21 protein-coding genes and 1 pseudogene are annotated in these 25,872 nt (G+C 58.1%); 9 read left to right on the forward strand and 13 right to left on the reverse strand.

Going from position 1 to position 25,872, the window contains the following annotated elements; genetic code table 11:
* Positions 1 to 40: 40 nt before the first annotated feature.
* The 4 genes from kup to G5193_RS02265 form a co-directional block, all read right to left on the reverse strand.
* Positions 41 to 1,909 (reverse strand): low affinity potassium transporter Kup, encoded by a 1,869-nt coding sequence (gene kup, locus G5193_RS02250; RefSeq protein WP_024944982.1) that lies wholly within the window; start codon positions 1,907 to 1,909, stop codon positions 41 to 43.
* 528 nt (positions 1,910 to 2,437) lie between these two features.
* Positions 2,438 to 2,860, reverse strand: a complete 423-nt coding sequence (locus G5193_RS02255) for a GNAT family N-acetyltransferase (RefSeq protein WP_421204854.1) — start codon at positions 2,858 to 2,860, stop codon at positions 2,438 to 2,440.
* Between the two features lie 124 nt (positions 2,861 to 2,984).
* A complete protein-coding gene (locus G5193_RS02260) occupies positions 2,985 to 3,572 on the reverse strand; it encodes a hypothetical protein (protein WP_208736298.1) in 588 nt (195 codons plus the stop codon).
* An 84-nt stretch (positions 3,573 to 3,656) separates the two neighbouring features.
* Entirely contained in the window at positions 3,657 to 4,274 is a 618-nt protein-coding gene (locus G5193_RS02265) for a hypothetical protein (protein ID WP_208736299.1), read from the reverse strand.
* A gap of 724 nt (positions 4,275 to 4,998) precedes the next feature.
* Here G5193_RS02265 and G5193_RS02270 point away from each other — a divergent pair.
* The 5 genes from G5193_RS02270 to fdhD all read left to right on the forward strand — a co-directional run bounded on the left by G5193_RS02270 (position 4,999) and on the right by fdhD (position 11,663).
* Positions 4,999 to 5,598 carry a 4Fe-4S dicluster domain-containing protein gene (locus G5193_RS02270; protein ID WP_047435276.1) on the forward strand — a complete coding sequence of 200 codons (600 nt, stop codon included), beginning with the start codon at positions 4,999 to 5,001 and terminating at the stop codon, positions 5,596 to 5,598.
* Between the two features lie 46 nt (positions 5,599 to 5,644).
* Positions 5,645 to 7,789, forward strand: a complete 2,145-nt coding sequence (fdhF, locus tag G5193_RS02275) for a formate dehydrogenase subunit alpha (protein ID WP_167565718.1) — start codon at positions 5,645 to 5,647, stop codon at positions 7,787 to 7,789.
* A gap of 96 nt (positions 7,790 to 7,885) precedes the next feature.
* A complete protein-coding gene (locus tag G5193_RS02280; protein WP_064337654.1) occupies positions 7,886 to 8,284 on the forward strand; it encodes a hypothetical protein in 399 nt (132 codons plus the stop codon).
* Between the two features lie 416 nt (positions 8,285 to 8,700).
* The gene (locus tag G5193_RS02285) at positions 8,701 to 10,833 is read left to right on the forward strand and encodes a sigma 54-interacting transcriptional regulator (RefSeq protein WP_421204855.1); all 2,133 of its coding nucleotides are present in this window, start codon (positions 8,701 to 8,703) and stop codon (positions 10,831 to 10,833) included.
* The gene (fdhD, locus tag G5193_RS02290; RefSeq protein WP_421204856.1) at positions 10,830 to 11,663 is read left to right on the forward strand and encodes a formate dehydrogenase accessory sulfurtransferase FdhD; all 834 of its coding nucleotides are present in this window, start codon (positions 10,830 to 10,832) and stop codon (positions 11,661 to 11,663) included. The genes G5193_RS02285 and fdhD overlap by 4 nt, the downstream gene beginning before the upstream one ends.
* Positions 11,664 to 11,764: 101 nt before the next feature.
* Here fdhD and asd read toward each other — a convergent pair whose 3' ends face one another.
* From asd to G5193_RS02310, 4 genes are all read right to left on the reverse strand, one after another.
* Positions 11,765 to 12,877, reverse strand: a complete 1,113-nt coding sequence (gene asd / locus G5193_RS02295) for an aspartate-semialdehyde dehydrogenase (RefSeq protein ID WP_421204857.1) — start codon at positions 12,875 to 12,877, stop codon at positions 11,765 to 11,767.
* A 352-nt stretch (positions 12,878 to 13,229) separates the two neighbouring features.
* A complete protein-coding gene (locus G5193_RS02300; protein WP_421204987.1) occupies positions 13,230 to 14,537 on the reverse strand; it encodes a D-amino acid dehydrogenase in 1,308 nt (435 codons plus the stop codon).
* 142 nt (positions 14,538 to 14,679) lie between these two features.
* Positions 14,680 to 16,200: a cryptochrome/photolyase family protein gene (locus tag G5193_RS02305; protein ID WP_421204858.1), complete on the reverse strand. Its 1,521-nt coding sequence runs from the start codon at positions 16,198 to 16,200 to the stop codon at positions 14,680 to 14,682.
* Positions 16,200 to 16,364 carry a DUF2256 domain-containing protein gene (locus G5193_RS02310; RefSeq protein ID WP_421204859.1) on the reverse strand — a complete coding sequence of 55 codons (165 nt, stop codon included), beginning with the start codon at positions 16,362 to 16,364 and terminating at the stop codon, positions 16,200 to 16,202. Before G5193_RS02310 ends, G5193_RS02305 begins: the two co-directional genes overlap by 1 nt.
* A 460-nt stretch (positions 16,365 to 16,824) precedes the next feature.
* On the opposite strand from G5193_RS02310, the gene G5193_RS02315 reads away from it, so the two are divergent.
* A complete protein-coding gene (locus G5193_RS02315; RefSeq protein WP_421204860.1) occupies positions 16,825 to 18,210 on the forward strand; it encodes a tryptophanase in 1,386 nt (461 codons plus the stop codon).
* A 134-nt stretch (positions 18,211 to 18,344) separates the two neighbouring features.
* Here G5193_RS02315 and cdd read toward each other — a convergent pair whose 3' ends face one another.
* From cdd to G5193_RS02330, 3 genes are all read right to left on the reverse strand, one after another.
* The gene (gene cdd, locus G5193_RS02320) at positions 18,345 to 19,229 is read right to left on the reverse strand and encodes a cytidine deaminase (protein WP_005333283.1); all 885 of its coding nucleotides are present in this window, start codon (positions 19,227 to 19,229) and stop codon (positions 18,345 to 18,347) included.
* Positions 19,230 to 19,414: 185 nt separating this feature from the next.
* Entirely contained in the window at positions 19,415 to 20,101 is a 687-nt protein-coding gene (locus tag G5193_RS02325) for an LrgB family protein (protein WP_216962535.1), read from the reverse strand.
* Positions 20,098 to 20,454, reverse strand: coding sequence for a CidA/LrgA family protein (locus tag G5193_RS02330; protein WP_005333279.1), 357 nt, complete (start codon positions 20,452 to 20,454; stop codon positions 20,098 to 20,100). The genes G5193_RS02325 and G5193_RS02330 overlap by 4 nt, the downstream gene beginning before the upstream one ends.
* 160 nt (positions 20,455 to 20,614) lie before the next feature.
* Here G5193_RS02330 and G5193_RS02335 point away from each other — a divergent pair, with 160 nt between their 5' ends.
* Positions 20,615 to 22,324: an alpha-galactosidase gene (locus G5193_RS02335; RefSeq protein WP_421204861.1), complete on the forward strand. Its 1,710-nt coding sequence runs from the start codon at positions 20,615 to 20,617 to the stop codon at positions 22,322 to 22,324.
* A 78-nt stretch (positions 22,325 to 22,402) separates the two neighbouring features.
* Here G5193_RS02335 and G5193_RS02340 read toward each other — a convergent pair whose 3' ends face one another.
* Entirely contained in the window at positions 22,403 to 22,903 is a 501-nt protein-coding gene (locus G5193_RS02340; RefSeq protein ID WP_005360277.1) for a hypothetical protein, read from the reverse strand.
* A gap of 155 nt (positions 22,904 to 23,058) precedes the next feature.
* Positions 23,059 to 24,486, reverse strand: a complete 1,428-nt coding sequence (sbcB, locus tag G5193_RS02345; RefSeq protein WP_421204862.1) for an exodeoxyribonuclease I — start codon at positions 24,484 to 24,486, stop codon at positions 23,059 to 23,061.
* 294 nt (positions 24,487 to 24,780) lie between these two features.
* Here sbcB and G5193_RS02350 point away from each other — a divergent pair.
* Both G5193_RS02350 and G5193_RS02355 read left to right on the forward strand, forming a co-directional pair.
* Positions 24,781 to 25,200, forward strand: a pseudogene (locus G5193_RS02350) (hypothetical protein); the annotation flags it as partial.
* Positions 25,201 to 25,256: 56 nt separating this feature from the next.
* The gene (locus tag G5193_RS02355; RefSeq protein ID WP_421204863.1) at positions 25,257 to 25,859 is read left to right on the forward strand and encodes a site-specific integrase; all 603 of its coding nucleotides are present in this window, start codon (positions 25,257 to 25,259) and stop codon (positions 25,857 to 25,859) included.
* Positions 25,860 to 25,872 lie beyond the last annotated feature (13 nt).

Consider the following 25,872-nt stretch of genomic DNA (forward strand, 5'->3'; position numbering starts at 1 on the left):
CTGAGGTTTTCTATGCCTTTAAGAGGCCATCAACACGCCATCAGATATCCACCTGCGAACCCAGCTCGATGACCCGGTTGGGCGGGATCTCGAACTGATCCGGGGCACGCAGGGCGTTGCGCTGCAGCAGCATAAAGAGCTTGCCGCGCAGATAGAGATACCAAGGGCGGTCTTTCATGATCAGCGACTCGTGGGCCATAAAGAACGAGGTCTCCATCATCCGGCAGCTGAGCCCCTCGGCGTTGCAGCGGTGGAAGATCTCCTCCACGTTCGGGGTCTCGCGCCAGCCATAGCTTGCAACCACCCGCCAGAAGGTGGGGGAGAGCTGCTCGATGCAGACCCGGCGCACATTGTGGACGTAGGGCACATCCTCCACCCGCAGGGTGAGCAGGATGATCCGCTCGTGCAGCACCTTGTTGTGCTTGAGGTTGTGCAGCAGCGCATGGGGGATCACATTGACCACCCGCGACATATAGACGGCAGTGCCCGCCACCCGGGTCGGCGGGGACTTTTCCAGCGAGGCGATCATCGGCTCAAGGGAGTTGCCGTGCTCGTTCAGGCGGCGAATAAGCTGGAAACGCTCGCTCTTCCAGCTGGTCATCACGGTGAACATCACCGCGCCCAGAGTGAGCGGCAGCCAGCCGCCGGAGAAGATCTTGGCGAGGTTGGCGGCAAAGAGCGGCACGTCGATACAGAGCAGTGCGGCAAACAGGATGGCCACCAGATACTTGTTCCAGTGCCAGCTGTTCTTGGCCACCGAGCAGGAGAGGATCGAGGTGAGCACCATGGTGCCGGTCACCGCGATGCCGTAGGCCGCCGCCAGATTGCTGGAGTGCTCGAAGCTCATGATGACGATCACCACCGAGATATAGAGCATCCAGTTGATGACCGGAATATAGATCTGGCCGGACTCCTGCTCGGAGGTATGAACGATGCGAATGGGGGAGAGATAACCGAGGCGCACCGCCTGCCGGGTCAGCGAAAAGACCCCGGAGATCACCGCCTGCGAGGCGATCACCGTCGCCATGGTTGCCAGCAGCAGCAGCGGTACCAGCGCCCATTTCGGGGCGAGCAGGAAGAAGGGGTTGGCAATGGCGGCGGGGTTACTCAGCAGCAGTGCCCCCTGACCGAAGTAGTTGAGCACCAGCGAGGGCAACACCACGATAAACCAGGCGAGGCGAATGGGATTTTTGCCGAAGTGGCCCATATCCGCGTAGAGCGCCTCCACCCCTGTGATGGCCAGCACCACGGCGCCGAGGGCAAAGAAGGAGGTGGTCTGGTACTGGATAAAGAAGCGCACCGCCCAGATGGGGTTGAGCGCACCCAGCACCTCGGGGTTGTGGATGATGCCGCGCAGCCCCAGCACCGCCAGCGTCATAAACCAGATCAGCATGATGGGGGCAAACAGCTTGCCCACCATGGCGGTGCCATGTTTCTGGATGGCAAACAGCAGGGTCAGCACCAGCACCGAGAGAGTGACGATATAGGGGTCGAGGGCGGGGGTGAGAATGCTCAGACCCTCGATGGCCGACATCACCGACATCGCCGGGGTGATCACCACCTCACCATAGAAGAAGCTGCCGCCAATCAGGCCGAGGATGATCAGCAGCGGCGTCCAGCGGGTGGAGGCGTTGCGGGTCGCCAGCGACATCAGGGTGAGAATGCCACCCTCGCCGGCGTTGTCGGCCCGCATCACAAAGGAGAGGTACTTGACCGACACCACCAGGATCAGCAGCCAGAAGATCAGCGAGAGAAAGCCGAGAATGGAGGCCGGCTCGACGCCGAACCCGAATTGACCTGACAGGCACTCGCGCAAGGTATAGAGCGGGCTGGTGCCGATATCGCCATAGACTACGCCAATCGCCGCCAGCATGACGCCGGACATGGCTTGTTGTTTATCACAGTTCATGAGTTCATCTTGTCAGTTTGATGTTTACACGTTTGCCACAGCAGATCGCCCCGAACACATCAGGTATGTGTGGATACAACATCGGGGGGAAATCAAAGGATTGCGATGGGAAGGGAGCTAATCGGATATAAAGATGCGTTTCATGGGACACAGTCTGTTCATCTGTCGTTAAGCTTATAATGACACACACTCTGCGGGTTCATGCTCAGGTATAAATAATCAAAACGCCCTTTTGAGTAAGGTTATTAATTGGCCGTTGATTGAAATATTCATGCGCTCTGCGGGCAACCGTTTGTTTTATCTGGGGAAGTGGTTTGGCCACTATTTTTTACCGAGGTGAGTGAAAAACAGACGATAAAATAGTGACTAATTAATTGCGGGCAGGATGGCAAAGGTGATGGCGACGGGTAGCAATAGAGTCTTTATTTGGAAGGAAAAATGTAGGGTGCAATGAACGAAGTGAATTGCACCAAGTATTAAAATAGGCAAGAGGTGCAATGCTGCGCTTATTGCACCCTACGGTAATTATTACTCTCCATGATAGTGCTTCAATAAAAAGTAGCGGTCAGGACTATTTTTAACGCCGCTCACTTTACCGACTATTTTAAATCCCATTTTTTCATAAAATTTGGGTGCCTGAAATGAGAGGGTGTCGACTTGAGCAGCAATACATCCGCGTTTTTGTGCCTCACGTTCAGCAATCTCCATTAATTGAATGCCGAGCCCCTGTCCTCTCTTGTCATTGTGTACCCAAAGTACTTCGATCAACAGTTGATGATAAATAGTTCGTCCGGCAATGCCACCGACAACTTCGTTATTATCATCATGAATGGCAACAATTAAAGGTTGGGAGCGCTCCTCACCCATTTTATCAAAGTTAAATTGTCTAAGGTTATCAACAAGTACATTGAAGATGTCATCTTGATGTTCATTATGGATTTTTATATTCATCAAATATTACTCCATTAAAATTTAATCGTAGGGTGCAATGAACGAAGTGAATTGCACCAAATATTAAAAGAGGCAAGAGGTGCAATGCGCCGCGCTTATTACACCCTACGGCACTTGGTAGATTTTATCGATTGCCGTTATATGCTACATCTGATTTATCTATGCCAATATCTCGTCTCATTGCATTTGTTAAACATAATGCCTTTGCTCTAATTTCCTCCCAACTTGTTGTTTCTCCATCAAAGATGATAGCCAACAATTGATCTATAAATGCATCATTAGCATCCATGACTTCTTGTGGTGCGATCATTGCAAGATAGCCATATATTTTTAGTCTTTCTGTTTCAAAACTTTCTTTTTCTTCAGGGGATAATTCTCTTTTATGTCGCAATACAATCATCTCAACCTTGGCAAGCATTATTGCTACGAGATCAATAGTGGCTCTATAAATAACCAACTTATCACTATGTTCTCTAAGGTGAGTTTGTTTATAAATTTCCAAACCATTATTTAATTCTGCCAAATGAAGCTGGTTTTCTTTTTGTAGCTGGACTCTTAGGCGCTCTAATTTTTGTTCATGATTGGCCTTTTCTGTCGCCATAAGACGTTCGGCCCATATTTTCCCCAAATAATTCGACAGGCCAAGAATAATTGCCCCACTACCACCCAAAGATGCAATAATGGTTGCACCAATTGATAAGTATTCACTCATATCAACAATCTCTATCTAATCAATAATGATTTCTATCATTTACATTCAATATCTACAAGTCACCATATATTTTTACTAAAGGATTTATAAATTGTGCTCTTTTTTGTACAGGAATGGCAAGGTAACGGCAAAGGCAATTGAATCATCTCCAGAAACTTTTTTACCGTTGTAGCTGGCGACATAGCGTTTTAGGAAAATATATGCCTCTTCATTATATGGGTCGCTATCATCCTGTTTGTGAGTTTTTAATAAATTTTCTGCATACTCAACAGCGTCAAATGTGTTCCTTTTACCGGTGGTTATTGACAAAAGATAGCCATTTATAATTTTATCCATATAGTAATTAAGTTTGTTTATGACCGCAATTGTTCTTGCTTCACCTAACTTAGAGTTAACGGTTTTTAACTCGCTCTCTTTTTCTCTTATCAATAAGCTAAGTTTAGATTCTTGAACTTTCAGCGAAGCAATCGATTTTTGATGCTCGATAATCTTACCGTTTAAGTTTTTTATTTGGTCGGTTAATTCATTTTTTGTAGAGACAAGAGATTGATTTTCAATTTTTGCTTGTTGTAACTCTTTTTCTTTCTCAAATACAGGGTGAATAGTGCTGAAATATGCCCAGACACCAAAGCCTAAACTTAGGATTGTTGATATCTTAACCATGTGTTCCAGAAAACCATCGTCCTGCTTATACAGTTTCACCGATTATCTCCATATTTAAATATGTCAGGTTCAAAGATTATTTATATGGCTAGGGAGTCTATTTTATCCTCACTTACTTCCTAGATGTTAGAGGTTCATTTTTCTTTTTTAATCTGTTCTATTTATTTCCTATCTTCATGAAAACGACCCCAACGGATCTGGTTGCCAAGTGGCACATATTAACCGGAGGGAGAGAAAACTGAAGGGGCAGGGGCCTAAAACCGGCTCTGGCTCAACAAATCAGTCAATAAGCGGCCCATTTTTGTTCGGTTTCACTTGATGATGGCCAGCAAACTCGATAGCAAAACCAAACAACTTGCCATTGCCCCAAGCGGCTTTTACGTGTTGCGCAGCCCATTTTTGGCCCTTGGTATGGCTTTTCTCCCGGGATTTCGTTCCTCCGCTTGCCCGGTTTGGGGCGGCCGATCCTGGCTGCAAACTCCTTCGAATGGTTCCGTCACACGACTGGGGCAGGGGTTGGTCAGCCGGTGTCGAGCTCGTCACTTTTGTCGTGTCGATCACACTTCCCACCCCGTCGTCACCCTCGTAAGGGGTGGCAATTAGCACGTTATTCTTTCTAATTACTCCTTTATTTTCAGTTGCTTGTGAGTTTTTATCGCACCCTTGGCCCGTTTTGGTCTGATAAATGCTTTGTGGGGGGCTGGCCGCCTCTTTGCCTGTCGGCGGGCGGCCCGGTGTAACGAACCATTTAGGATCCCTCTCTATGAACAGCTTCGTGATTGCAGATCCCAGTCTCTGTATTGGGTGTCGTACTTGTGAGGTGGCCTGCGCCGTTTCACACCAGTCAGGGTCTTGCAGCGGGACCCTTGAGCGGGAGGGCGGCCTGCATCTTGCCATCGAGGATGGACATCTGGTCTCCAGGGACAGCTACTTTCAGCCGCGCCTGAAGGTGATCGTGGGCAGCAAGGTGACCACGCCGGTGCTCTGCCGCCAGTGTGAAGACAAGCCGTGCGCCATGGCCTGCCCGAACAATGCCATCGTCAGCGAGGATGGTTGCGTCAAGGTGTTGCAGGAGCGCTGCATCGGCTGCAAGTCCTGCGTGGTGGCCTGTCCATACGGCGCCATGGCGGTGGTGCTCAAAGAGGTGGCACCCGCTGCCGATTCGCTCTTCAAGCGTCCGCAGACCAAGGCGCAGGCGCTCAAGTGCGATCTCTGCCGTCACCGCGAGGCGGGCCCGGCCTGTGTCGAGGTGTGTCCGACCCAGGCGCTGCGGCTGGTCACGCCGGAGCATCTTGAAAACCTGAACCGGCAGAAACAGCTGGCCAGTGCCGAGGCACTGCTGGCGATGCCGGCGCGGGTGTGAGCGGGCTTGCCGAGCCGTTTTTCGTTAACAAACAAGAGTGTGAGTCATGAAAAAAGTCATTACCGTGTGCCCCTATTGCGGCACCGGTTGCAAAATCAACCTGCTGGTTGAAAACGACAAGGTGGTGGGGGCCGAAGGCGCCAACGGCCGGACCAACGAGGGGCAGCTCTGCCTCAAGGGCTATTACGGTTGGGATTTTTTGAACGACACCAACCTGCTGACCCCCCGTCTCAAGAGCCCGATGATCCGCCGCGAGCGCGGTGGCAAATTCGAGGCTGTCTCCTGGGATGAGGCGATCGAGTTCGCCAGCAGCCGTCTCTCTGCCATCAAGGCGAAATATGGCCCGGACGCCATCATGACCACCGGCTCTGCCCGTGGCCCCGGCAATGAAGCCAACTATGTGATGCAGAAATTTGCCCGTGCGGTGATTGGGACGAACAACGTCGACCACTGCGCGAGGGTGTGACACGCACCCTCAGTCTCCGGTCTGGAGACAACTGTAGGTAACGGCGCCATGAGCAACGCCATTCCCGAAATTCAAGAGACCAAGTGCCTGCTGGTGTTTGGTTACAACGCTGCTGACTCTCACCCCATCGTGGCCCGCCATATCCTCAAGGCGAAGGCAAACGGGGCCAAGGTGATTGTGTGTGATCCCCGTATGGTGGAGACCGCCCGTATCGCCGATCAGTGGCTGCCGCTCAAAAACGGTTCCAACATGGCGCTGGTTAACGCCTTCGCCAACGTGTTGATCAATGAAGGGCTCTACAACAAGGCCTTTGTCGCCAACTACACCGAAGGGTTCGAGACCTTCAAGGCAACGGTGGCCAAGTACACCCCGGAATATGTGGAGGGGATCACTGGCCTCAAAGCCGCCGATATCCGCGCCGCCATTCGCACCTATGCCGAGTCGCCTGCGTCCATGATCCTGTGGGGCATGGGGGTGACCCAGTACGGTCAGGCGGTGGACGTGGTCAAGGGGCTGGCGGGTCTGGCGCTGCTGACCGGCAACTTCGGTCGCCGCGGTACCGGTTGCGGGCCTGTTCGCGGTCAGAACAACGTGCAGGGCACCTGTGACATGGGGATGCTGCCCCACCAGTTCCCGGGTTATCAGTCTGTGGCCGATCCCGAGATCAGCGCCAAGTTCGCCAAAGCGTGGGGCGTGGAGTCACTCTCCCAAAAGCCCGGCTATCGCCTGACCGAGCTTGGCCACAAGGTGGAGGAGGGCAAGTGCAAGGCCTTCTACATCTTCGGTGAAGATCCGGCCCAGACCGAGGCAGATCTCGGTCAGTTCCGCCGCACTCTGGCGGGGATGGAGCTGGTGATCGTGCAGGATATCTTCATGACCCAGACCGCCGAGATGGCCGACGTCATTCTGCCCGCCACCAGCTGGGGCGAGCACGAAGGGGTCTACAGCTCGGCAGATCGCGGCTTCCAGCGTTTCTACAAGGCGGTGACGCCCCCTGAGAACGTGAAGCCGGACTGGGCCATTTTCTCGTTGATGGCGACCGCCATGGGTTATCCCATGGAGTACCACAACACCGAAGAGATCTGGGACGAGATGCGTGCGCTCTGCCCACTCTACGCCGGGGTCAGCTACGACAAGATGGCCGATCTCAAGAGCGTGCAGTGGCCTTGCCCGACCGAGGATCACCCGGGCACCAGCACTCTGTTCGAGGGGAATGTGTTCACCACCCCGAGCGGCAAGGGTCAGCTGATCGCCTCCGAGTGGCGGCCGCCGCTGGAGCAGCCCTGTGCGGAGTACCCGCTGGTGCTCTCCACCGTGCGCGAGGTGGGTCACTACTCCTGCCGCTCCATGACCGGCAACTGCTCGGCGCTGCAAACCCTGGCCGATGAGCCTGGCTATGTGCAGATCCACCCGAGCGATGCCAAAAAGCTTGGGGTGAAGGATCAGGCGCTGGTCTGGATTTCGTCGCGCCGTGGCAAGGTGATCACCCGTGCCAACTACAACGACCGGGTCAACGCCGGGGTGGTCTACATGACCTACCAGTGGTGGATCGGGGCCTGCAACGAGCTCACCATCGAGCACGTCGATCCCGTCTCCCACACGCCGGAGTACAAGTACTGCGCGGTGAAGATCGAGCGTATCGACAATCAGCCTGAGGCGGAAGTCTACGTCCAGACTGAATACAGCGCGCTCAAGGCGAAATTGCGCAGCGCAGCCAAGGGCTGATCGCCCTAAAAACGAGGTTCTGCACAAATAAGGGAACCCGACTCGGATTTATCGAGTCGGGCACCCTTTTATTACCCAAAAAAAGGGGAGTAAATGATGCAACATGAAATTGGTCGCTTATTCGGACTTTTCTATATTGGCACCTATCTGGCGGCGATATTGCTGGGAATAGGTTGCTATATTTGGCGCGACGAGATGATATTTCTGCTCGGCTTCGGTTTTTTCGGCTGTTTTATGGCGGCACGGCTTGCCATGAGCAGCGTATTTTCTGCCTTGAGTATTTCCAGTGCCTGGCTGATCGGGTTTATCTCCACCACCTTGATCAACGGCCTGCTGCTGGGGGTGATCACCCTGCTGATCTACCTCACGCACCAGAGCGTCACCGCCGAGCTTGCCGACAACGCCAGCTGGTTGCTGATGGCCTTCCAGAGCCTGTCGGCCCTCTTTATCTTCGGTGGCCTGAAGTGCTGCCACAGCCGGATCATCACTTCGTAAATTGCTGATGGATGGGCAGCAAATGCCATCTCGAAACCCGCAGTCAGCGAAGAGGAGAGGCAGATCTGACAGTTGACGGCGGCCCACTTTTCGGGCGCCTTAATTGAGATCAAGAACTGATGAAATAACCGGTTAAATATGGTCATCAGATATATTAAATCGGATTGTAATGAAATTTGAGCTCATCTATGATGAGTCGCCATTCCAATATATCCCCCGATAACGATGTTACTTTTTGTTGTCGTTCGTTAATAATAACTCTGGAATTGCAACATGCGACAATTTTCGTCACCGCTTTTCTTATTGGCAGCCATTTTTACGGGCTGCGGCTATTTATTTTGGTGACGGGTGCTTGTCGTGATGCGATGGCATGGACAGCCTGACTGGTGACTAAATCGATATAACGTGAGGCCGCAATGCTAAATGTGAGTGCCATCCCCCTGGACGAGATCTCTCCCATCTGGGACGACGGTTTCCTCCTGCTCTCCAAATCCCTCCTGTCGGCCGTGACGCTCGATGATTTTATCCACAAACTCAACAAGATAGATGCCAGCTTCGGCGGCGTGACCCGGGTCAACCTGATCCTCAACATGGGTGCGGACGAGGAGGCCATCTTCTACTTCATGGGACATTCCGGCCCAAAGCATCTGGTCTGCCCGAAGGCAGAGCTGCACCTCTCCCCCCGTCCTACCAAAGAGACCCCGGAACAGGCCATCATTCTCGCTGCCGCCCGCTTTGAGAATCGCTGCCCGGCGCTGGATCGCGAAGGGGTCTACGGGGGGCTGCGCTCCTACTGCCAGCTCCCCATTACCACCGCCCGCAGTCATCTGGGCGGGGTCGAGTTTATCAACACCCAGCTCGAGAGCTTCACCATGGAGACACTCGCCAAGCTGACCCAGCTGGCGGCCATTATCGCAATTGCGCTGGAGAACGTACTCGACAAGGAGCGCACCCTGGAGCAGGCCAATTCCCTGCGTCTTGAGCGCGACAGCTGCAAAATTCTGGTGGATGTGACCAACGCGGTGATCAAACTGGTGCGCATTGCCGAGCTGCCCAAGAGCCTGTTTACCATCCTGCATCACCATTTCGGCATCAGCAGCTTGTGTCTGGCGGAGTACAACGCCACCTCCGACAGTTTCAAGAGCTATCTGGTCAATCAGCACCAGAGCGAGCAGCCGGGCATCATCGATCACTCCTGTTTTGAAAAGAAGTGCCTGCAGGGGGCCCTTGGCCACAGCGAGCCGTTTTTTGTCTATCGCGAACACGGCCACGGCTGTAGTAATCGCTGCCGCTTTACCTCCCAGATCCTGCCCCCCGATGCCGACAGCTCCTGCATTTTGCCGCTGCGCTATCGGGGCAACCTGCTGGGGGTGTTGATCCTCTCCCATCCCAACGCCGACTTCTTTGCCGATATCGATATCTCCTTGCTGGAACAGGTGGCGGCGCGCACGGCCATTGCCATGAACAACGTGCAGGCCCAGCAGGAGATCTCCAACACCAACGGCGCCAAAGAGAAGACCATTCGCATCAACGAGCCGCAGATGCAGGGGGAGTTCCCCCACATCATCTACCAGAGCGCGGTGATGGAGAGTGTGCTGGAGAAGGTGCGGCTGGTGGCCGAGAGCGACAGTACCGTGCTGATCCTCGGCGAGACCGGTACCGGCAAGGAGCTGATCGCCCAGGCCATTCACGCCCTGAGTGCTCGCCACGATCACGAGATGGTGAAGGTGAACTGCGCCGCCATTCCCACCGGCCTTATCGAGAGCGATCTCTTTGGCCACGAAAAGGGGGCCTTTACCGGCGCCCTGACCCAGCGGATCGGCCGTTTCGAGCGGGCCCACAAAGGCACCCTGTTCCTCGACGAAGTGGGGGATATGCCGCTGGACTTGCAGCCCAAACTGTTGCGGGTATTGCAGGAGCACGAGCTGGAGCGGGTCGGCAACAGCAACCCCATCGCAGTGGATGTGCGGCTGGTGGCCGCCACAAACTGCGATCTGCTCTCCATGGTCAAGAACAAGCGTTTCAGAAGCGATCTCTACTACCGCCTCAATGTCTTTCCCATCGAGCTGCCCCCCCTGCGCGAGCGGCGCGAGGATATTCCGCTCTTGGTCAATTTCTTTATCAAGAAGATCGCCAAGCGGATGCGTCGCACCATCACCTCGATCCCCGCCGATGCCATGAAGATGCTGGTGTCGCTCCCCTGGTACGGCAATATCCGCGAGCTGGAGAACGTTATCGAGCGCGCCGTGGTGATGACCCGCGGTCATGTGCTCAACCTCTCGCCCGATGAGCTGATGCCACTCAAGGGTTATCACAAGATTGAGACCCTGGTTTATGACGAGCCCGCCACGCCGCTCTTTGCCGAGGAGGGGCCGATTGATGAGCGCGAGGCGATCATCGCTGCCCTGCGCGACTGCAACGGCATCGTCGCTGGCGAGCGGGGGGCGGCCAACCGCCTCGGTATGAAGCGCACCACCTTGCTTTCGAAAATGAAGCGGCTCGGCATTTCGGCCAGAGATCCCGAGATCATTGACGGGGTCGCACCATGAGAGAGGCACTGGAGCTTGAGGCGCAGAACGAGCTGGCCCGCTGCGCCATCCACCGCGAGGTGGTACACTACCGCGCCGATGCACTGACCTGCGACAGCGAAATGGCGCTCCCCTCCGAGACGCCGGTGGCGCTGGTCTACAACGGCATCGCTCACAGCGTGATGATGTGTTCGGCCTCCGATCTGGAGGATTTCGCCATCGGGTTTTCGCTATCCGAGGGGATCATCGACAGCCTGCTCGATATCCACGACATCGAGCAGATTGAGGGCTGTCAGGGGATTGAGCTGCATATCACCCTGGCCAACCGCTGCGTCCATCGCCTTAAAGAGAAGCGGCGCACCATGGCGGGCCGCACCGGTTGCGGTATCTGCGGCAGCGAGAGTTTGGAGCAGGTGATCCGCACCCAGCCAAGCTTGCCCGACAGCCAGCGCCTAGCGGTGGGCCATATCGACAAGGTGCTGAGCGCGCTGCGCCCGCTCCAGCTATTGGGTCAGCGTACCGGCGCCACCCATGCGGCTGTGCATCTGGATGGTGAGGGCAATATTCTCGCCATCCGTGAGGATGTGGGGCGCCATATTGCGCTGGACAAGCTGGTGGGCCATCTGTGCCGCAGCGGTCGGCGGGATGGCGCCATTCTGGTAACCAGCCGCGCCAGCTTCGAGATGGTGCAAAAGTGCGCCAGCGCCGGGGTCGAGATCCTGCTTGCCATTTCGGCCGCCACTGAGCTTGCGGTCGAGCGGGCCGAGCAGACCGGGCTGACGCTGGTGGGTTTTTGCCGCCCCGGGCGGGCCGAGATCTACAGCGGCTGTCAGCGTATCCTGCTCAAGTAATGGCAAGGCCGCAAACCCGCTAAACGGCTCATAAAAACAGGCAATAAAAAAGGGCGGGGAGTGTGACTCCCCGCCCTTGTTGTCTCTGCTGCTGTAGCGGATTAGCGCGCCAGCAGGATACGCAGCATGCGGCGCAGCGGCTCGGCGGCGCCCCACAGCAGCTGGTCACCCACGGTAAAGGCGGCCAGATACTCAGGGCCCATATTGAGTTTGCGCAGACGGCCCACCGGAATGCTGAGGGTGCCGGTAACGGCCGCTGGAGTCAGCTCGCGAGCGGTGATGTCGCGATCGTTGGGGATCACTTTCACCCAGTCGTTGTGGGCAGCCAGCAGCTCTTCGATCTCCGCCAGCGGCACATCTTTTTTCAGCTTGATGGTGAACGCCTGGCTGTGGCAGCGCAGGGCGCCGATCCGCACGCACAAACCATCCACCGGAATGACGGCGTTTTCGATACCCAAAATCTTGTTGGTCTCGGCCTGACCCTTCCACTCTTCACGGCTCTGGCCGTTGTCGAGCTTGGTGTCGATCCAGGGGATAAGGCCACCGGCCAGCGGTACGCCGAAGTTGTCCACCGGCAGGGTGCCGGAGCGGGTCTTCTCGGTGATCTTGCGCTCGATGTCGAGGATGGCGGAGGCAGGGTCTGCCAGCTCGACCGCCACTTCGTCGCGCAGCATCCCCATCTGTGTCACCAGCTCGCGCATATGACGGGCACCGCCACCGGAGGCAGCCTGATAGGTGGCCACGCTCACCCACTCCACCAGATCGGCCTTGAACAGGCCGCCGAGGGCCAGCAGCATCAGGCTGACGGTGCAGTTGCCGCCAACGAAGGTCTTGATGCCATCGTTCAGGGCCTGCTCGATGACGTCGCCGTTGACCGGATCCAGAATGATGACGGCGTCTTTCTCCATCCGCAGGGAGGAGGCGGCGTCAATCCAGTAACCCTGCCAGCCAGCGGCTTTCAGGCGCGGATAGACATCCTTGGTGTAGTCGCCGCCTTGCGCGGTGATGATGATATCCTGCTTGACCAGCGCCTCGATATCGAAGGCGTCTTGCAGAGTACCGGCATCGACACCGAAGTTGGGAGCGGCCTCACCGGCCTGGGAGGTGGTGAAGAATGTGGGTTGAATATGGGCGAAATCCTGCTCTTCCTGCATCCGGCTCATCAGAACCGATCCCACCATGCCACGCCAACCGACCAAACCTACTTTTTTCATAATGTCCTACCCTGGATTGATGCTAAAGAAACTCGCGGTGACACCCGTAACCCCTTGTCTGGCGACGCCTGTTTACAAGCGGTTTACAGGCTATTTAAAAAATATGCGCTGCGAAAAATGCGTCTATCCACATTACGGATTGTGGCGGCTTGCGCAAGTCGAATTGCGCAATATTCTGTGCCGTTTGCTGCATTAACCGGCAGCCAGAGCACCGCTCAGGTAGACGGGGAAGGAGAAGGTCAACATCAGACGAAAAGGCCACCGTTTTTGGCGGTGGCCTGTCAATAAAGCGGTTGAGAACGTCCTCTGCTGGGCGTAGTTGGCGAGTGAAACAGCCCGACAGCTTAGGTGCTTAGCCGTAACGAGCCAGAGTGAGCCCCTCATCGCTGATGGCGGGCTCGCTGCCGCTGATGAGATCGCACAGAAGCTGACCCGAACCGGCCGCCATGGTCCAGCCCAGGGTGCCGTGGCCGGTATTGAGCCAGAGACCGGGAATGGGGCTGGGCCCCACCAGCGGGGTACCGTCCGGCGTCATGGGGCGCAGGCCGGTCCAGAACTCGGCTTGGCTGATATCGCCCCCTTCGGGGAAGAGATCGCCGACCACCATCGCCAGGGTGTCGTGGCGTCTCGGATTCAAGGCGAGGTTGTAGCCCGACAGCTCCGCCATGCCGCCGACCCGGATCCGCTCGTCAAAACGGGTGATGGCCACCTTGTAGGTCTCGTCGAGCACGGTACTGCGCGGCGCGGCCTCGGCGTTGATCATCGGCAGGGTGAGGGAGTAGCCCTTGACCGGATAGACCGGCAGCTCCAGCCCGAGCGGGCGCAGCAGCGGCCGCAGAAAACCGGTGGCATAACTGCCCAGCGCACAGACGATGGCATCGGCGCGATAGCGCTGCTCGCCCGCCCGCACCGCCACGGCGCGGCCGCGGGCTTGCTCAATCTCGTCGATGTCGCAGTTGAAGACGAACTTGACCCCGAGCTTCTCGGCTTCAAGGGCCAGGGCCTTGGTGAAGCGGAAGCAGTCGCCGGTCTCGTCGCCGGGCAGGCGCAGACCGCCGACGATTTTGCCACGTACCCGCGCCAGTGCAGGCTCTGCCGCCTCGCAGCCGCTGGCATCGAGGGATTGGTAGGGGACGCCGTACTCCTCCAGCACCTCGATATCGCGCTGACTGGCATCGAGCTGGGATTGGCTGCGAAACAGCTGCAGGGTGCCGAGCTGGCGCCCTTCGTAATCGATGCTCAACTCGTCGCGCAGTGCCTTCATACAGTCCCGGCTGTATTCGGCCAGGCGCACCATGCGCCCCTTGTTGGTGGCATAGGCGGTCGGTGTGCAGTTGGCGAGCATCTTCAGCATCCAGCGCAGCTGGAAGGGATCAGCAGTGGGGCGCACGGTGAAGGGGGCATGCTTTTGCAACATCCATTTGGCCGCCTTGAGGGGGATGCCGGGAGCCGCCCAGGGGGCCGCATAACCGGGTGATATTTGCCCGGCGTTGGCATGGCTGGTTTCAAGGGCGACGCCACCTTGTCGCTCCAGCAGGGTCACCTTGTGCCCCGCTTTGGCCAGATACCAGGCGCTGGTTACTCCAATCACGCCGCCACCGAGAACCACTATCTCCATATCGTCTTTCCTTGACTGATCTCCTGATGTGGCCACCACCATAATCAGCCGCCACAGGATATTCAACCGCTCTGCGCAGGATTGGGATCTCCGTCTGCCTGCCAGCCACAGGCTGGTGTTTGGTGCGATGACAAGCCTGATTGCCAGCGTAAATCGCTGTGATGTTGTGAGGGACATGGCCCGCTTACAACTGCTCCAGCTTGATCAGGTACTGCTCCGCGGTGGCCAGAATGGCCTGCTGCTGCGCTGCCGGTTGGCCATCCCAGTTGGCATAGGGGAGGGCGAGGCGGGGATTGCCGCCAAGTTTGTCCCGATTGCGCCAGAGAAAGTGCCAATAGAGGCTGTTGAAGGGGCAACTTCCGTCGCCGTGGCGGGCTTTGACCTGATAGTGGCACCCCTTGCAGTAGTGGCCCATTCGCTCGAGATAAGCGCCGCTGCTGGCGTAGGGCTTGCTGCCCATCAGGCCACCGTCGGCAAACTGGCTCATACCGCGGGTGTTGGGCAGCTCCACCCACTCGATGGCATCCACATAGATACCGAGATACCAGGCATCCACCTCGTCAGGATGGATCCCCGCCAGCAGGGCAAAGTTACCGGTCACCATCAGCCGCTGGATATGGTGGGCGTAACCGTGCTCAAGGGATTGGTTGATGGCGTGGCGCACGCAGGCCATCCTGGTTTCGCCGCTCCAGAAGAAACCGGGCAGCGGCCGGTTGGCCACGAGAAAATTGGTCTGCTGGTAGTCGGGCATCTTCTCCCAGTAAAGGGCACGGACAAACTCGCGCCAGCCGAGGATCTGGCGGATAAAACCTTCCACCTGCGCCAACGTGATGGTGGCCTGATTGGCCTGCCAGTGGGTCTCGGCGACGCGGATCACCTCAAGCGGATGAAGCATCTTGCTGTTGAGGGAAAACGACAGTCGGCTGTGAAACAGGCTCCAGCCCCGCTCGCTCAGGGCATCCTGATAGCGGCCAAAGTGAGGCAGGCAGTGGGTGAGAAAATGGGCCAGCAGATCGCGACTCTGGCGCCGGGTGATGGGCCACGGCAGCTTGCTGACATCCGCCTCGCCGATGGTGCTGACCCCGTGGCGGGTCAGCATGGCGTCAATCTCGCTCACCTTGTTGGCAAAGGTGAGGGGGGCCGGGATTGGTTGGCTCGCCGGCAGTTTGGCGCGGTTCTCGTCATCAAAGTTCCAGCGCCCGCCAAGGGGTTGGCCGCGCTCATCGAGCAACACCCTGTATTGCTTGCGCAGGGCGCGGTAGAAGAACTCCATCCGGCTGTGGGGGTAGCGCTGCCAGCCATCGCGGGGAGTGAGAAAATGTTCGCTCTCCACCTCGGTGGCAGGGATGGCAATACCCGCCGCCCAGCTTTTCAACTGGCTGGCGAGGCGCCACTCGTCCGGGCTCTGCCAGGCAAAGCTGCTGACCTGATGTGCTTCGAGCTGAGCTTCCAGCAAGCTAGGCAAATCGGGCCAGCGGGCACTCTCATCAAGGGTCAGGTAACAGACGCGGTGGCCCGCTTGGGTGAGGGCTGCCGCGAAGGCGCGCATGGCGGCAAAGAAGGCCAGCACCTTCTGACGATGGTGGCGGCAGTAATCGGTCTCTTGGCGCAGCTCCGCCATCAGATAGCAGACCGCCGGATCCGGCGTGCGAAACCAGCTGTGACCGGCGTTCAGCTGATCGCCGAGAACAAGGCGAAGTTCCATCAGACTCGATCTCCCTCAGGTTGCTGACTGCTGTGACGAGCGTGGCGACAGCGTTCGCTGCAGTAGCGAACCTCCTCCCAATTGCGCGCCCACTTGCGCCGCCAACTGAAGGGGCGCTGGCAGACGGGGCAGATCTTCTCGGGGAGATGGGGTTTGCGATGCATGATGGCTTCCGGCCTTGGCTGATGGGGTATGTGGCGTGTGGCTAGGGAGAATAACGAACAGGGGGGGCGGGCGGATCAACCTCACTGCCTGTTTGCCGCGCAGATGCCCACTTTGTGAGCGGGCGCACAGCCCGTCGGTGCGCCCCTTGTTTGCTAATTAACCAGCCGTTAACGTGGCGAGGCTGCCCGTTGGCAGCATCCATCAATGGATCTTGTTGGCCACCGACTGTCTACAACCGATATGGAGGGGAGTGATGCCAATCATGACAGCTACGCCCCGGGCCGCTTGCCTGCTCGCCCACTGGTATACCCGGGATCCCATTCTCACCTTCGACTTTCCTCACCGCTGATTGGCGGCACCCGCCGTTTGAATTTGTCAGCCGGACGACCCTGATCGCCCCGGCCTCTTTGCCAATCCCGATTTCAAACACGCTGGCCCCGCGCCGGTGAGGAGTCTTATATGCGTCGTATACCCGAGCCGTTTCGTATCAAGATGGTCGAGCCCATCAAACAGACCACTGGCGCCGAGCGCCGTGCCGCCCTCGAGGCCGCTGGCTGGAACCCCTTCCTGCTGCTGGCCGAGGATGTCTATATCGACCTGCTGACCGACAGCGGCACCGGCGCCATGTCCGACCGTCAGTGGGCCAGCATCATGATGGGGGATGAGGCCTATGCGGGCAGCCGCAACTTCGTAGAGCTGGAGCGCGCAGTGCGCGATATCTTCGGCTATCAGCATGTGATGCCCACCCACCAGGGGCGCGGGGCCGAGCAGATCCTCTTCCCCGAGCTGGTCAAGCGCTGCAAGGGCAAGGCGCCGGTCTTTATCTCCAACTACCACTTCGACACCACCAAGGCCCACGTGGAGTTGGCTGGCGCGCGGGCCATCAACCTGCTCACCCCGAAAGCCCTCGACACCACGGCCCCTTATGCCTGGAAGGGGGATTTTGATCTTCCCCGCCTGACCGACACCATCGAGACCCTGGGGGCCGACAACGTGGCCGGCATCATCATCACGGTGACCTGCAACAGCGCCGGTGGTCAGCCGGTCTCCATGGCCAATATGGAGGCGGTCTCGGCGCTGGCCCATCGTCACCAGATTCCGGTGGTGATCGACGCCGCCCGCTTTGCCGAGAATGCCTGGTTTATCAAGGAGCGGGATCCGGCTTATGCAAAGTGCAGCATCAAGGAGATAGTGAGCCAGATGTTTGCGCTGGGGGACATCTTCACCATGTCGGCCAAAAAGGACGGGTTGGTCAATATCGGCGGGTTGTGTTGCTTTAAAGAGGATCTCGACCTGTTTCGCGCCGTGCAGGTGCGCTGCGTGGCGATGGAGGGGTTTGTCACCTATGGCGGCCTCGCCGGGCGGGATATGGCGGCGCTCGCCATCGGCCTGAGGGAGGGGATGGATGAGGAGTATCTCACCTATCGCATCAGTCAGGTGGCTTATCTGGGTGAGCGGCTGGCCGAGGCGGGCATCCCCATCCAGACCCCCACCGGCGGCCATGCGGTGTTTGTGGATGCCAAAAAGCTGCTGCCCCATATTCCGGCCGAGCAGTTCCCCGCCCATGCGCTCGCCTGCGAGCTCTATCTGGAAGGGGGCGTGCGCGGGGTGGAGATTGGCTCCCTGTTGCTGGGGCGCGATCCCGCCACCGGCAAGCAGGAGGCGGCGGATTTTGAGCTGCTGCGTCTCACCATTCCGCGCCGGGTCTACACCCGGGATCACATGGACTATGTGGCCGACTGCCTGATCGAGGTGAAAGCGAGAGCCAGCGACATTCGCGGGCTCACCTTTGACTACGAGCCGCCGCTGCTGCGCCACTTCACCGCGCGGCTGAAACCTGTCTGATCAGCAACCGGTCAGACTGGGTGATCAACCGCGCCAAACTGTGCAGATCACCGGTCGCTCCCGGTTAAACGGCCCAGTAAAAAAGCCCCCGCACCAAGGTGCGGGGGCTTTCGTTTATCGACGCAAAGCCGGGGTCAGACCGCCTGATACTCCAGCTCGACGGAGCCCAGCGCCTTGAGGGTGGACTGGGCGGAGTCACGCTGGCTGATCTGGCCGTTTTTGTTCTCCAGCAGCACGGCGCGGCGGATGGTGGCGAGATCTTCGCCGTTAAGCACCGCATGGGCGCAGGCCATCTGCATCGGCGGCAGGCTGGGGTTGAAGGCGGCGTTCTCGGCGTAGCGGCCAGAGAAGATGCGACCATCGGCAAACTGCAGCGCCACCGCGGCATAGCCCTGACTGTAGGGGGCGTAGCTTTGACGGGCGGCGGCCAGCGCGGCCTGCCACAGCGGGTCTTCGCTTTGAAGCTCAAGCTCTGCGTGATCCTGCGGGCTCATCAGCGCATCTGTGATGTCGAGATCCGCCGGGCCAAACGAGTGGGGCAGGAAGGATTGCAGGGCGCTCAAGTCATCGGGCAGAGAGACTTTCAGGATCTTGGCGGTGCTCAGCTCGTTCATGAACTGACGGCAGTGGCCACAGGGGGTGTAGTTGACGGTGATTTCGCTGATCCCGGTCTCGCCACCCAGCCAGGCGTTGGAAATGGCGGACTGCTCGGCGTGGACCGAGTGGAACAGACCTTGCCCTGCAAACTCCATGTTGGCACCGAAGTACCAGGTGCCGCTCAGGCCACAGGCGATGGCACCGACATAAAACTTGGAGATGGGCGCCACCGAGCAGGCAGCAGCCAGCGGCAACAGGGCGAGGCGCAGGGCGCGATCATCGAGACCTGTGGCGGCTTTCAGGGTGGCGACTTGCTCCGGCGTGAAGCGGGCGTTGAAGTCGGCACTATCCAGCATGGGCTGCACGGCTGCTTTGAGCGGGGCAGAGAGGGTATCGAATGGCTTGGCAAAACGGGGATGCATAGTGTGTCCTCAAAGGCCAATTGGGCGGCCATTGTAGGGAGCAAGCTCGGGTAAATGTGTGAGCAGGCTCACGCCCTGACGGGCAAACGGAGGGGGATGGTAATGGAAACGTTTGTCTTGTGCAAATTGTGCGGCAGGTCGCACCCCGACAGCGCTGCAGAGCCGTCGGGGTGGCTAATCATCGGTCAGGTGAGCCAGTGATAGATGGCAAAAAGGAGGGGCGCAACGGCTGCGGTGAGGATCCCGCATACCACCATGGCGAGCGATGCAAAGGCGCCCTGGGTGATCCCCTTCTCGGCGGAGGTGGCGGTGCCGATGGCGTGGGCACAGGCCCCCATGGCGAGCCCTTGCGCTTCCGGATCGGTCACTTTCAGCAGTTTGAGCAGTGGGTAGCCGATCAGGGCACCGACAATCCCCACCACCACCACCACGGCGGCCGCGATGGCGGGAATGCCGCCGATGGACTGGCTGACGCTCATGGCGAGCGGGGTGGTGATGGATTTGGTAGCCAATGAGGCGAGCAGCGCCGGATCTGTGCCCATAAAGTGACCGATCAGCAGGGTTGTGCACACCGAGATCAAGACGGAGGCGAGGGTACAGATTAGGATGGGCTTGAGCTTGGCCTGGATCTGGCGCGCCTGCTGATAGAGCGGCAGCGCCAGCGCCACCACGGCGGGCTCCAGCAGCATGGTAATGGGGCTGCTTCCGCGCTCGTACTGCTCAAGGGGCAGGTCAAACCAGAGCAGCAGGCCGATGATCACCCCGGTCGGCACCAGCACCGGGTTGATGATGGGCCAGGGCAGGCGCCGATAGAGGGCGCGGGTGGCGAAATAGAGCGCCAGGGTCAGGGGAATTGCGAGCCAGAAGATCATTTGTTCATCCTCTGGTAGAGCCGACCGACGGTGGCGAGGATCAGCACGATACCGAGCACGATGCAGAGCATGATGACGCCGAAGGATTGGCGCAAGGGCTCAAGCCAGGCCACCAGTCCGACCGCGACCGGAACGAACAAAACGCCCATGTGGCGCAGCAGCAGGCCAGCGCCCAGCTCGACCCAGTGCAGCTTTATAAGCTGAAGGGAGAGCAGCACAAACAGCAGCAGCATGCCGATGATGCTGCCGGGAAAGGCAAACGGCAGGATGGCTGCCACGGATTTGCCTGCCAGCAGGCAGGCGACGATGACCATAAAGTCACGAAAGTACAGCAAGGCGCGTTGCGCGATCACGTGAACCTCATCGACTGGGAAGAAAAATCGCAGTTTACCAGAGAGGGCGGATCGCGGCATTAAAACAATAACAACTGAAATCAGTTCATTTGAAGCTGATTTGATTGGCAATTTTTGAAAATTGTCTGATAGAACCCTTTTCGAACTACAAGGAGTAGTGATGACATCCCTCTTGTCCCGCGTTCGCCAGCTGGCGAACGATAATGCGTTGCCACCCCATCTGCTGCAAACCCGTCAGTGGGAAGGGCCCCTGTGTCGGGTGCGACTCGACAACACCGGCGCTGATGCCACTCCGGTTGAGCGCTGGGTGCTGTTTGACGGCAAGCTTGGCCTGCCGGTGGAGAGCGCCATCTATGGCGAAGGATTCCAGATGCTGGCCCAGACCATGGGTAGCTGGCAATCACCGCAACATGTCGGCCGTTGTCCCGATGCCAGCGTCTATCGCATCACTGATGACAATGACTATCACACCATTCACAACCTGTTGCTGGTGGAGCATGGCAAGGGGTGGCTGCTGCTCGCCTTTGCCAGCTGTCACCGTTTTGGCGGGGAGTTTCGCCTCTACCCTGATGGTCGCTTGCAGATCCTGATGAACTGCGAAGGGCGAAAACTTGCAGCCGGTGAGCACTGGCAGAGCGAGGCGCTGATCTGCCTCGAAGGGGCGGAGCGCGAGGATCTGCTGGCTGAGCTGGCACGGCTGATCGAGGCCGAGCACGGCTCGCTGATCGGCAAGGTAAGTGAGCGCCCGAGCGGCTGGTGCTCCTGGTATCACTACTACGCCGAGGTGAGCGCCGCCGATATTCGCGAGAACCTGCAGGTGCGTGCCGAGCGTTTCCCGGCCCTGCGTTATGTGCAGATCGACGACGGCTATCAGGCCAAAATGGGCGACTGGCTTACCCCGTCGGCCAAGTTCGAGCAGGGGGTGGCATCACTGGCTGCGGAGATCAAACAGGCTGGCTGCGAGCCCGCTCTCTGGGTCGCCCCTTTTATTGCCGAACCCGGTTCACAGGTGTTTCAGGAGCACCCCGACTGGTTTGTGAAGGGGGATGACGGCCTGCCGCTCCCCTCCGAGCGGGTCACCTATGGCGGTTGGCGCTGCACTCCCTGGTATGTGCTGGACGGTACACACCCCGAGGTGCAAGCGCACCTTGAGCAGGTGTTTCGTACCCTGCGCGAGCAGTGGGGCATCCACTACTTCAAACTCGATGCCAACTTCTGGGGCGCCATCCACGGTGGCCGTTTCCACGATCCGGCCGCCACCCGGGTTGAAGCCTATCGACGCGGTATGGCTGCCATTCTGCGTGGTGCTGGTGAAGGCGCTTTCCTGCTCGGTTGCAACGCGCCCATCTGGCCCAGCCTTGGGCTGGTGCACGGCATGCGGGTGAGTGATGACGTAGAGCGCAATGGCCACCGTTATCGCCAGATTGCCCGTGAAGCCTTCTGCCGCGCCTGGCAAAATGACAAGCTCTGGGCCCTCGACCCCGACTGCATCTGTCTGCGTGATCTGCCTAGCCAGCAGGCAAGCAAGGCGGATTACAGTTTCCATCTGGCAGCGCTGGTGGCAAGTGGCGGCATGATGCTGGCGGGTGATCGACTGCAAGATCTCGATGAGGAGCAAGCGGCACAACTGCGCAAGTTGCTGGCGCTCTGCGCCGCCCGGGCACCCTCTGCCCGCTTCGAGTCGATGGACTTTGCCTGCGGCGAAGTAAACCTGCCCGAGGGCGGTACTCTGCTCTGCTTGTTCAACTGGGAGGGGCAACCACAGGAGTTTCTGCTGCCGGAAGGGGGAACCGATTTTTGGCAGGGGCAGGCAGTCGGCACAACCGTGACCCTGCAAGGGGGCGAGGGGCGGGTGATCCGCTACACCTGATCACCGCATCACCACATACAATTCAGGCTCCATCACGGAGCCTGAATTGTTTCAATCAGCGGTTATCAGTCACGTTTTTCAGTAACGCCACTCAAAACCGACAGCGTATTTGGCGGAGCCATAGCCCGGGATATCACTGCCGGAGGCGATCGCCTTGAGGGTCAGCAACGGGGTGATGGGCACCCCCAGACCAAAACCGATGGCCAGTTGATCATTGGGGTTCCCCATCAGATCGACCCGCATCACTCGATAAAGGGACATATCCTCGCTCAGGTGCATATAGGCTTGCGAAGCGCGGTTATAGACCTGACCAAACACCTCCAGCTGGAAACCTGACTGGGCGCTGATGGCCAGCGGTACCCCGACAAACTTGTAGAGATGGGAGCCGTTGAAGTAGCTGTTGGTGATCAGGGGAGTGAAATCAGTCTGCTGATAAAGGGTGTTGAAGTTCTGTTCTACGATGCGATAGGTCTGTTCGGGCAGGCGAGCAAGATAATCCGGCACATCGAACCGGTATGCGGCGTTGGCTGCCAGCGGCAGCAGGGCCAGTAATCCGAGCAGTGCGTGGTGACGAGGCATCAGCAAATGGCTTCCGTTCGGCCAAAAAGATCTCTTGCTTGGGAGACATCCGCTCAGGATGTTGCAAGATATTGGTTTTTGGGGAAATCCCCTTCGTCATTATGACCTGAAGAAGGGGACGGGCGGGAAGGATTTATTGTGAAACTACTCACAACTCATAAATCTTCCAGATAGTGGTAGAGACTCTTTAGAATCGCAAAGTTCCGTTCGTTACTCTGGTTCTGCTCGGCCAGCGCCTCGAGACGGGGCACATAGTCCGGCAGACGGCGGCTGAAGTAGTCGCTGCAGTGCAGGCGCCAGCGTTTCTGCTCCGCTTCGCTCAAGGTGTGCGGCCAGTTGCGGGCGCGGTAGCGGAACAGCATCTCCGGCAGCCGGGAGTCGGTAAAGGCGAACTCCCGCTCACCCAGCAGATCCGCGGGGGTGGTACGCACCAGATCCATGGTGGACTTGTCGCCATGGCCAAAGAATCCGGCGTAGAGCTGGGTATCGGGGTCGCTCTCATTGCTGCCGGCGAACTCCTGATTGAATACTTCCACCAGTTTTTCCCGCACCTCGGGGTGGGCGCGCAGCAGATCCAGGCTCTTGCGGCACTGCTCCCGATCGATGCCGAGCTCGTCGGCGCGCTCCGCCGTCAGGGTGGCGGCCGGCGCCAGCACCGGGCACTTGTTGATGTGCACCAGTTTCACCGGAATGCCCGCCAGATCCCCCAGCTCCTCTTTTTTGGTATAGAGGCGCTCGCGGATCTCCTCGCTCGTGAGCTCTATAAGCGGGGTGGGGTCGCGGGTCAGGTCGACCATGATCACCGCGTTCTGGTTGGTGGGGTGCCAGGCGAGTGGCGAGACCCAGCTTGCACAACCTTGCCAAGGAGAGAACATGCCGGAGACGTGCACCAGTGGCTTCATGGTCACCACGTCAATCAGCGCTTTCACCTTGTTTTTGTTGCGAAGGTCAAAGAGATAACCAAACAGCTTGGGTTGGGCCTTTTTCACCAGCTTGGCCATCTCGATGGTGGCCAGTACGTCGGAGAGCGCATCGTGTGCATTGGCATGGGCGACGCCGTTGGCGACTGTCAGCTTCTCCAGCCGGAAACTCGGTTTGCCTTCATCATCAAACGCCCACTCGATCCCCTCCGGGCGCAGGGCGTAGCAGGCCCGCAGCATGTCGAGAATATCCCAGCGGGAGTTGCCGTTCTGCCAGCTGTAGGCATAGGGGTCATAGAAGTTGCGATAGAGGGTATAACGGGTCACTTCATCATCGAAGCGGATGCTGTTGTAGCCAAGCACACAGGTATTCGGCGTGGCGAACTGCTCGTGGATCTGGCGAATGAAATCCGCCTCGCACAGCCCATCCTTCATCGCCTTTTGCGGCGTGATACCGGTAATCAGGCACGCCTCCGGATCCGGCAGGTAGTCTGCCGGAGGCTTGCAATAGATGACCAGTGGCTCGCCAATGAGGTTGAAATCCGCATCGGTACGAATACCGGCAAACTGCGACGGCCTGTCCTTGGCGGGGCTGATGCCGAAGGTCTCGTAGTCGTGGAAGTAGTAAGTGGGCTGGGTGGTCTGCTTCGCTGATGTGCTCATGTGTTCTTGTGTGTTCGCGCTTCTGATTGATTTTTCAGGGTTTAGTGCCGTTCTGGTGAGGTGAAAATTCCGAAGACACTTTCATCGTTCACCCAAACCTGACGTTGTTCAATGGCCTGCTGGTACATTATCTGGTACAAAATACCCCATGAGAGTGGTACAAAATTTTAATGGGGTAGCAATGGCGTTATCAGATAGCTGGCTTCGAGGGGTGAATGGTAAACCATATGCTGGCCCGAGCGAAGTGAGCGACGGTGATGGGTTGAGTGTCCAGGTCTCACCGAAGGGGTAGTTGCGTTCCAAGTTCGGCATGTGGTCGACGGGAAGCGGGTTCGGACCTCTCTTGGTCGGTACCCGGTTCTGACCTTGCGAGAGGCCCGGATAAAGGCCGATAAGCTCAAAAGCGGTGTTGCGCGGATCAGTGCCTCGGGCGACGAGCCTACGCCTGCAGCCTTGTTTGATGAGTGGTTCGAGAAGTACGTGATGCGGGAGTGCCGAGAAGGCACCCAGAAATACTATCGCTATACCTTCTCGTCAGTGAAGAACCGCTTGCCTGACCGGCCAATCAACCAGATCACCATGGACATGTGGTTGAGCTATTTCGATACCATCAGTGAGCGGGCACCAGGGGTAACCCGGGCTGTGATCACGGCATTGAAGGCGTGCTTCAACTGGCAGGCTCGCCGCGGCACGATCTACATGCCCAACAGATGAGTCTGCGGGCCAGGGATGTTGGCGCTCCCGCTAAGACCGGTCACCGGGTGTTGACGGTGCCAGAGGTTGCGAAGATCTGGCGGGCCATTGAGGCCAGTCGGACTGGCACCGGCAACAAGGTGATTCATCTGCTCTGCCTGGTCTATGGGGGCAGGCTTTCCGAGGCCAGAACGCTCAGGCGTCAGGACCTGGATTACGAGTCTATGGTCTGGACCGTGCCGGCGGAGATCAGCAAGACCGGCAGGCCTATCCGCCGCCCCATCACATCGGTGGGCAAGCAATTGTTCGAACGAGCCGCCATGGCGTCGGTGGACCCGGTCTATCTGTTCCCAGGTCAGGGGGAGGGGAATGGTCCGCTAGAGATCCACTCATGTAATCGGTTGGTGAGCCGCTTGCGCAGCAGCCTAGGGATCCCCCATTGGCGGATTCATGATGCTCGTCGAACGCTGTCGACCAGGCTATCGGAATTGGGGGTGTCGCCCCATATCACCGAAGTGATGCTGGGGCACACCCTGACTGGCGTGATGGCTGTTTACAACAAACATGACTGGCTTGAGGATCAAGCGGCTGCCTATGAGTGCTGGTGGACAGTGATCCAGCGGGAGCTAGGCGTTGCCACTGATCCGGTTGTGGCTGTCAATCCAGGCCATGATGTGTGACTTTATCCAGCGC

This window comes from Aeromonas sp. 601027 (genome assembly GCF_049174455.1).
GTDB lineage: Bacteria > Pseudomonadota > Gammaproteobacteria > Enterobacterales > Aeromonadaceae > Aeromonas > Aeromonas veronii_A.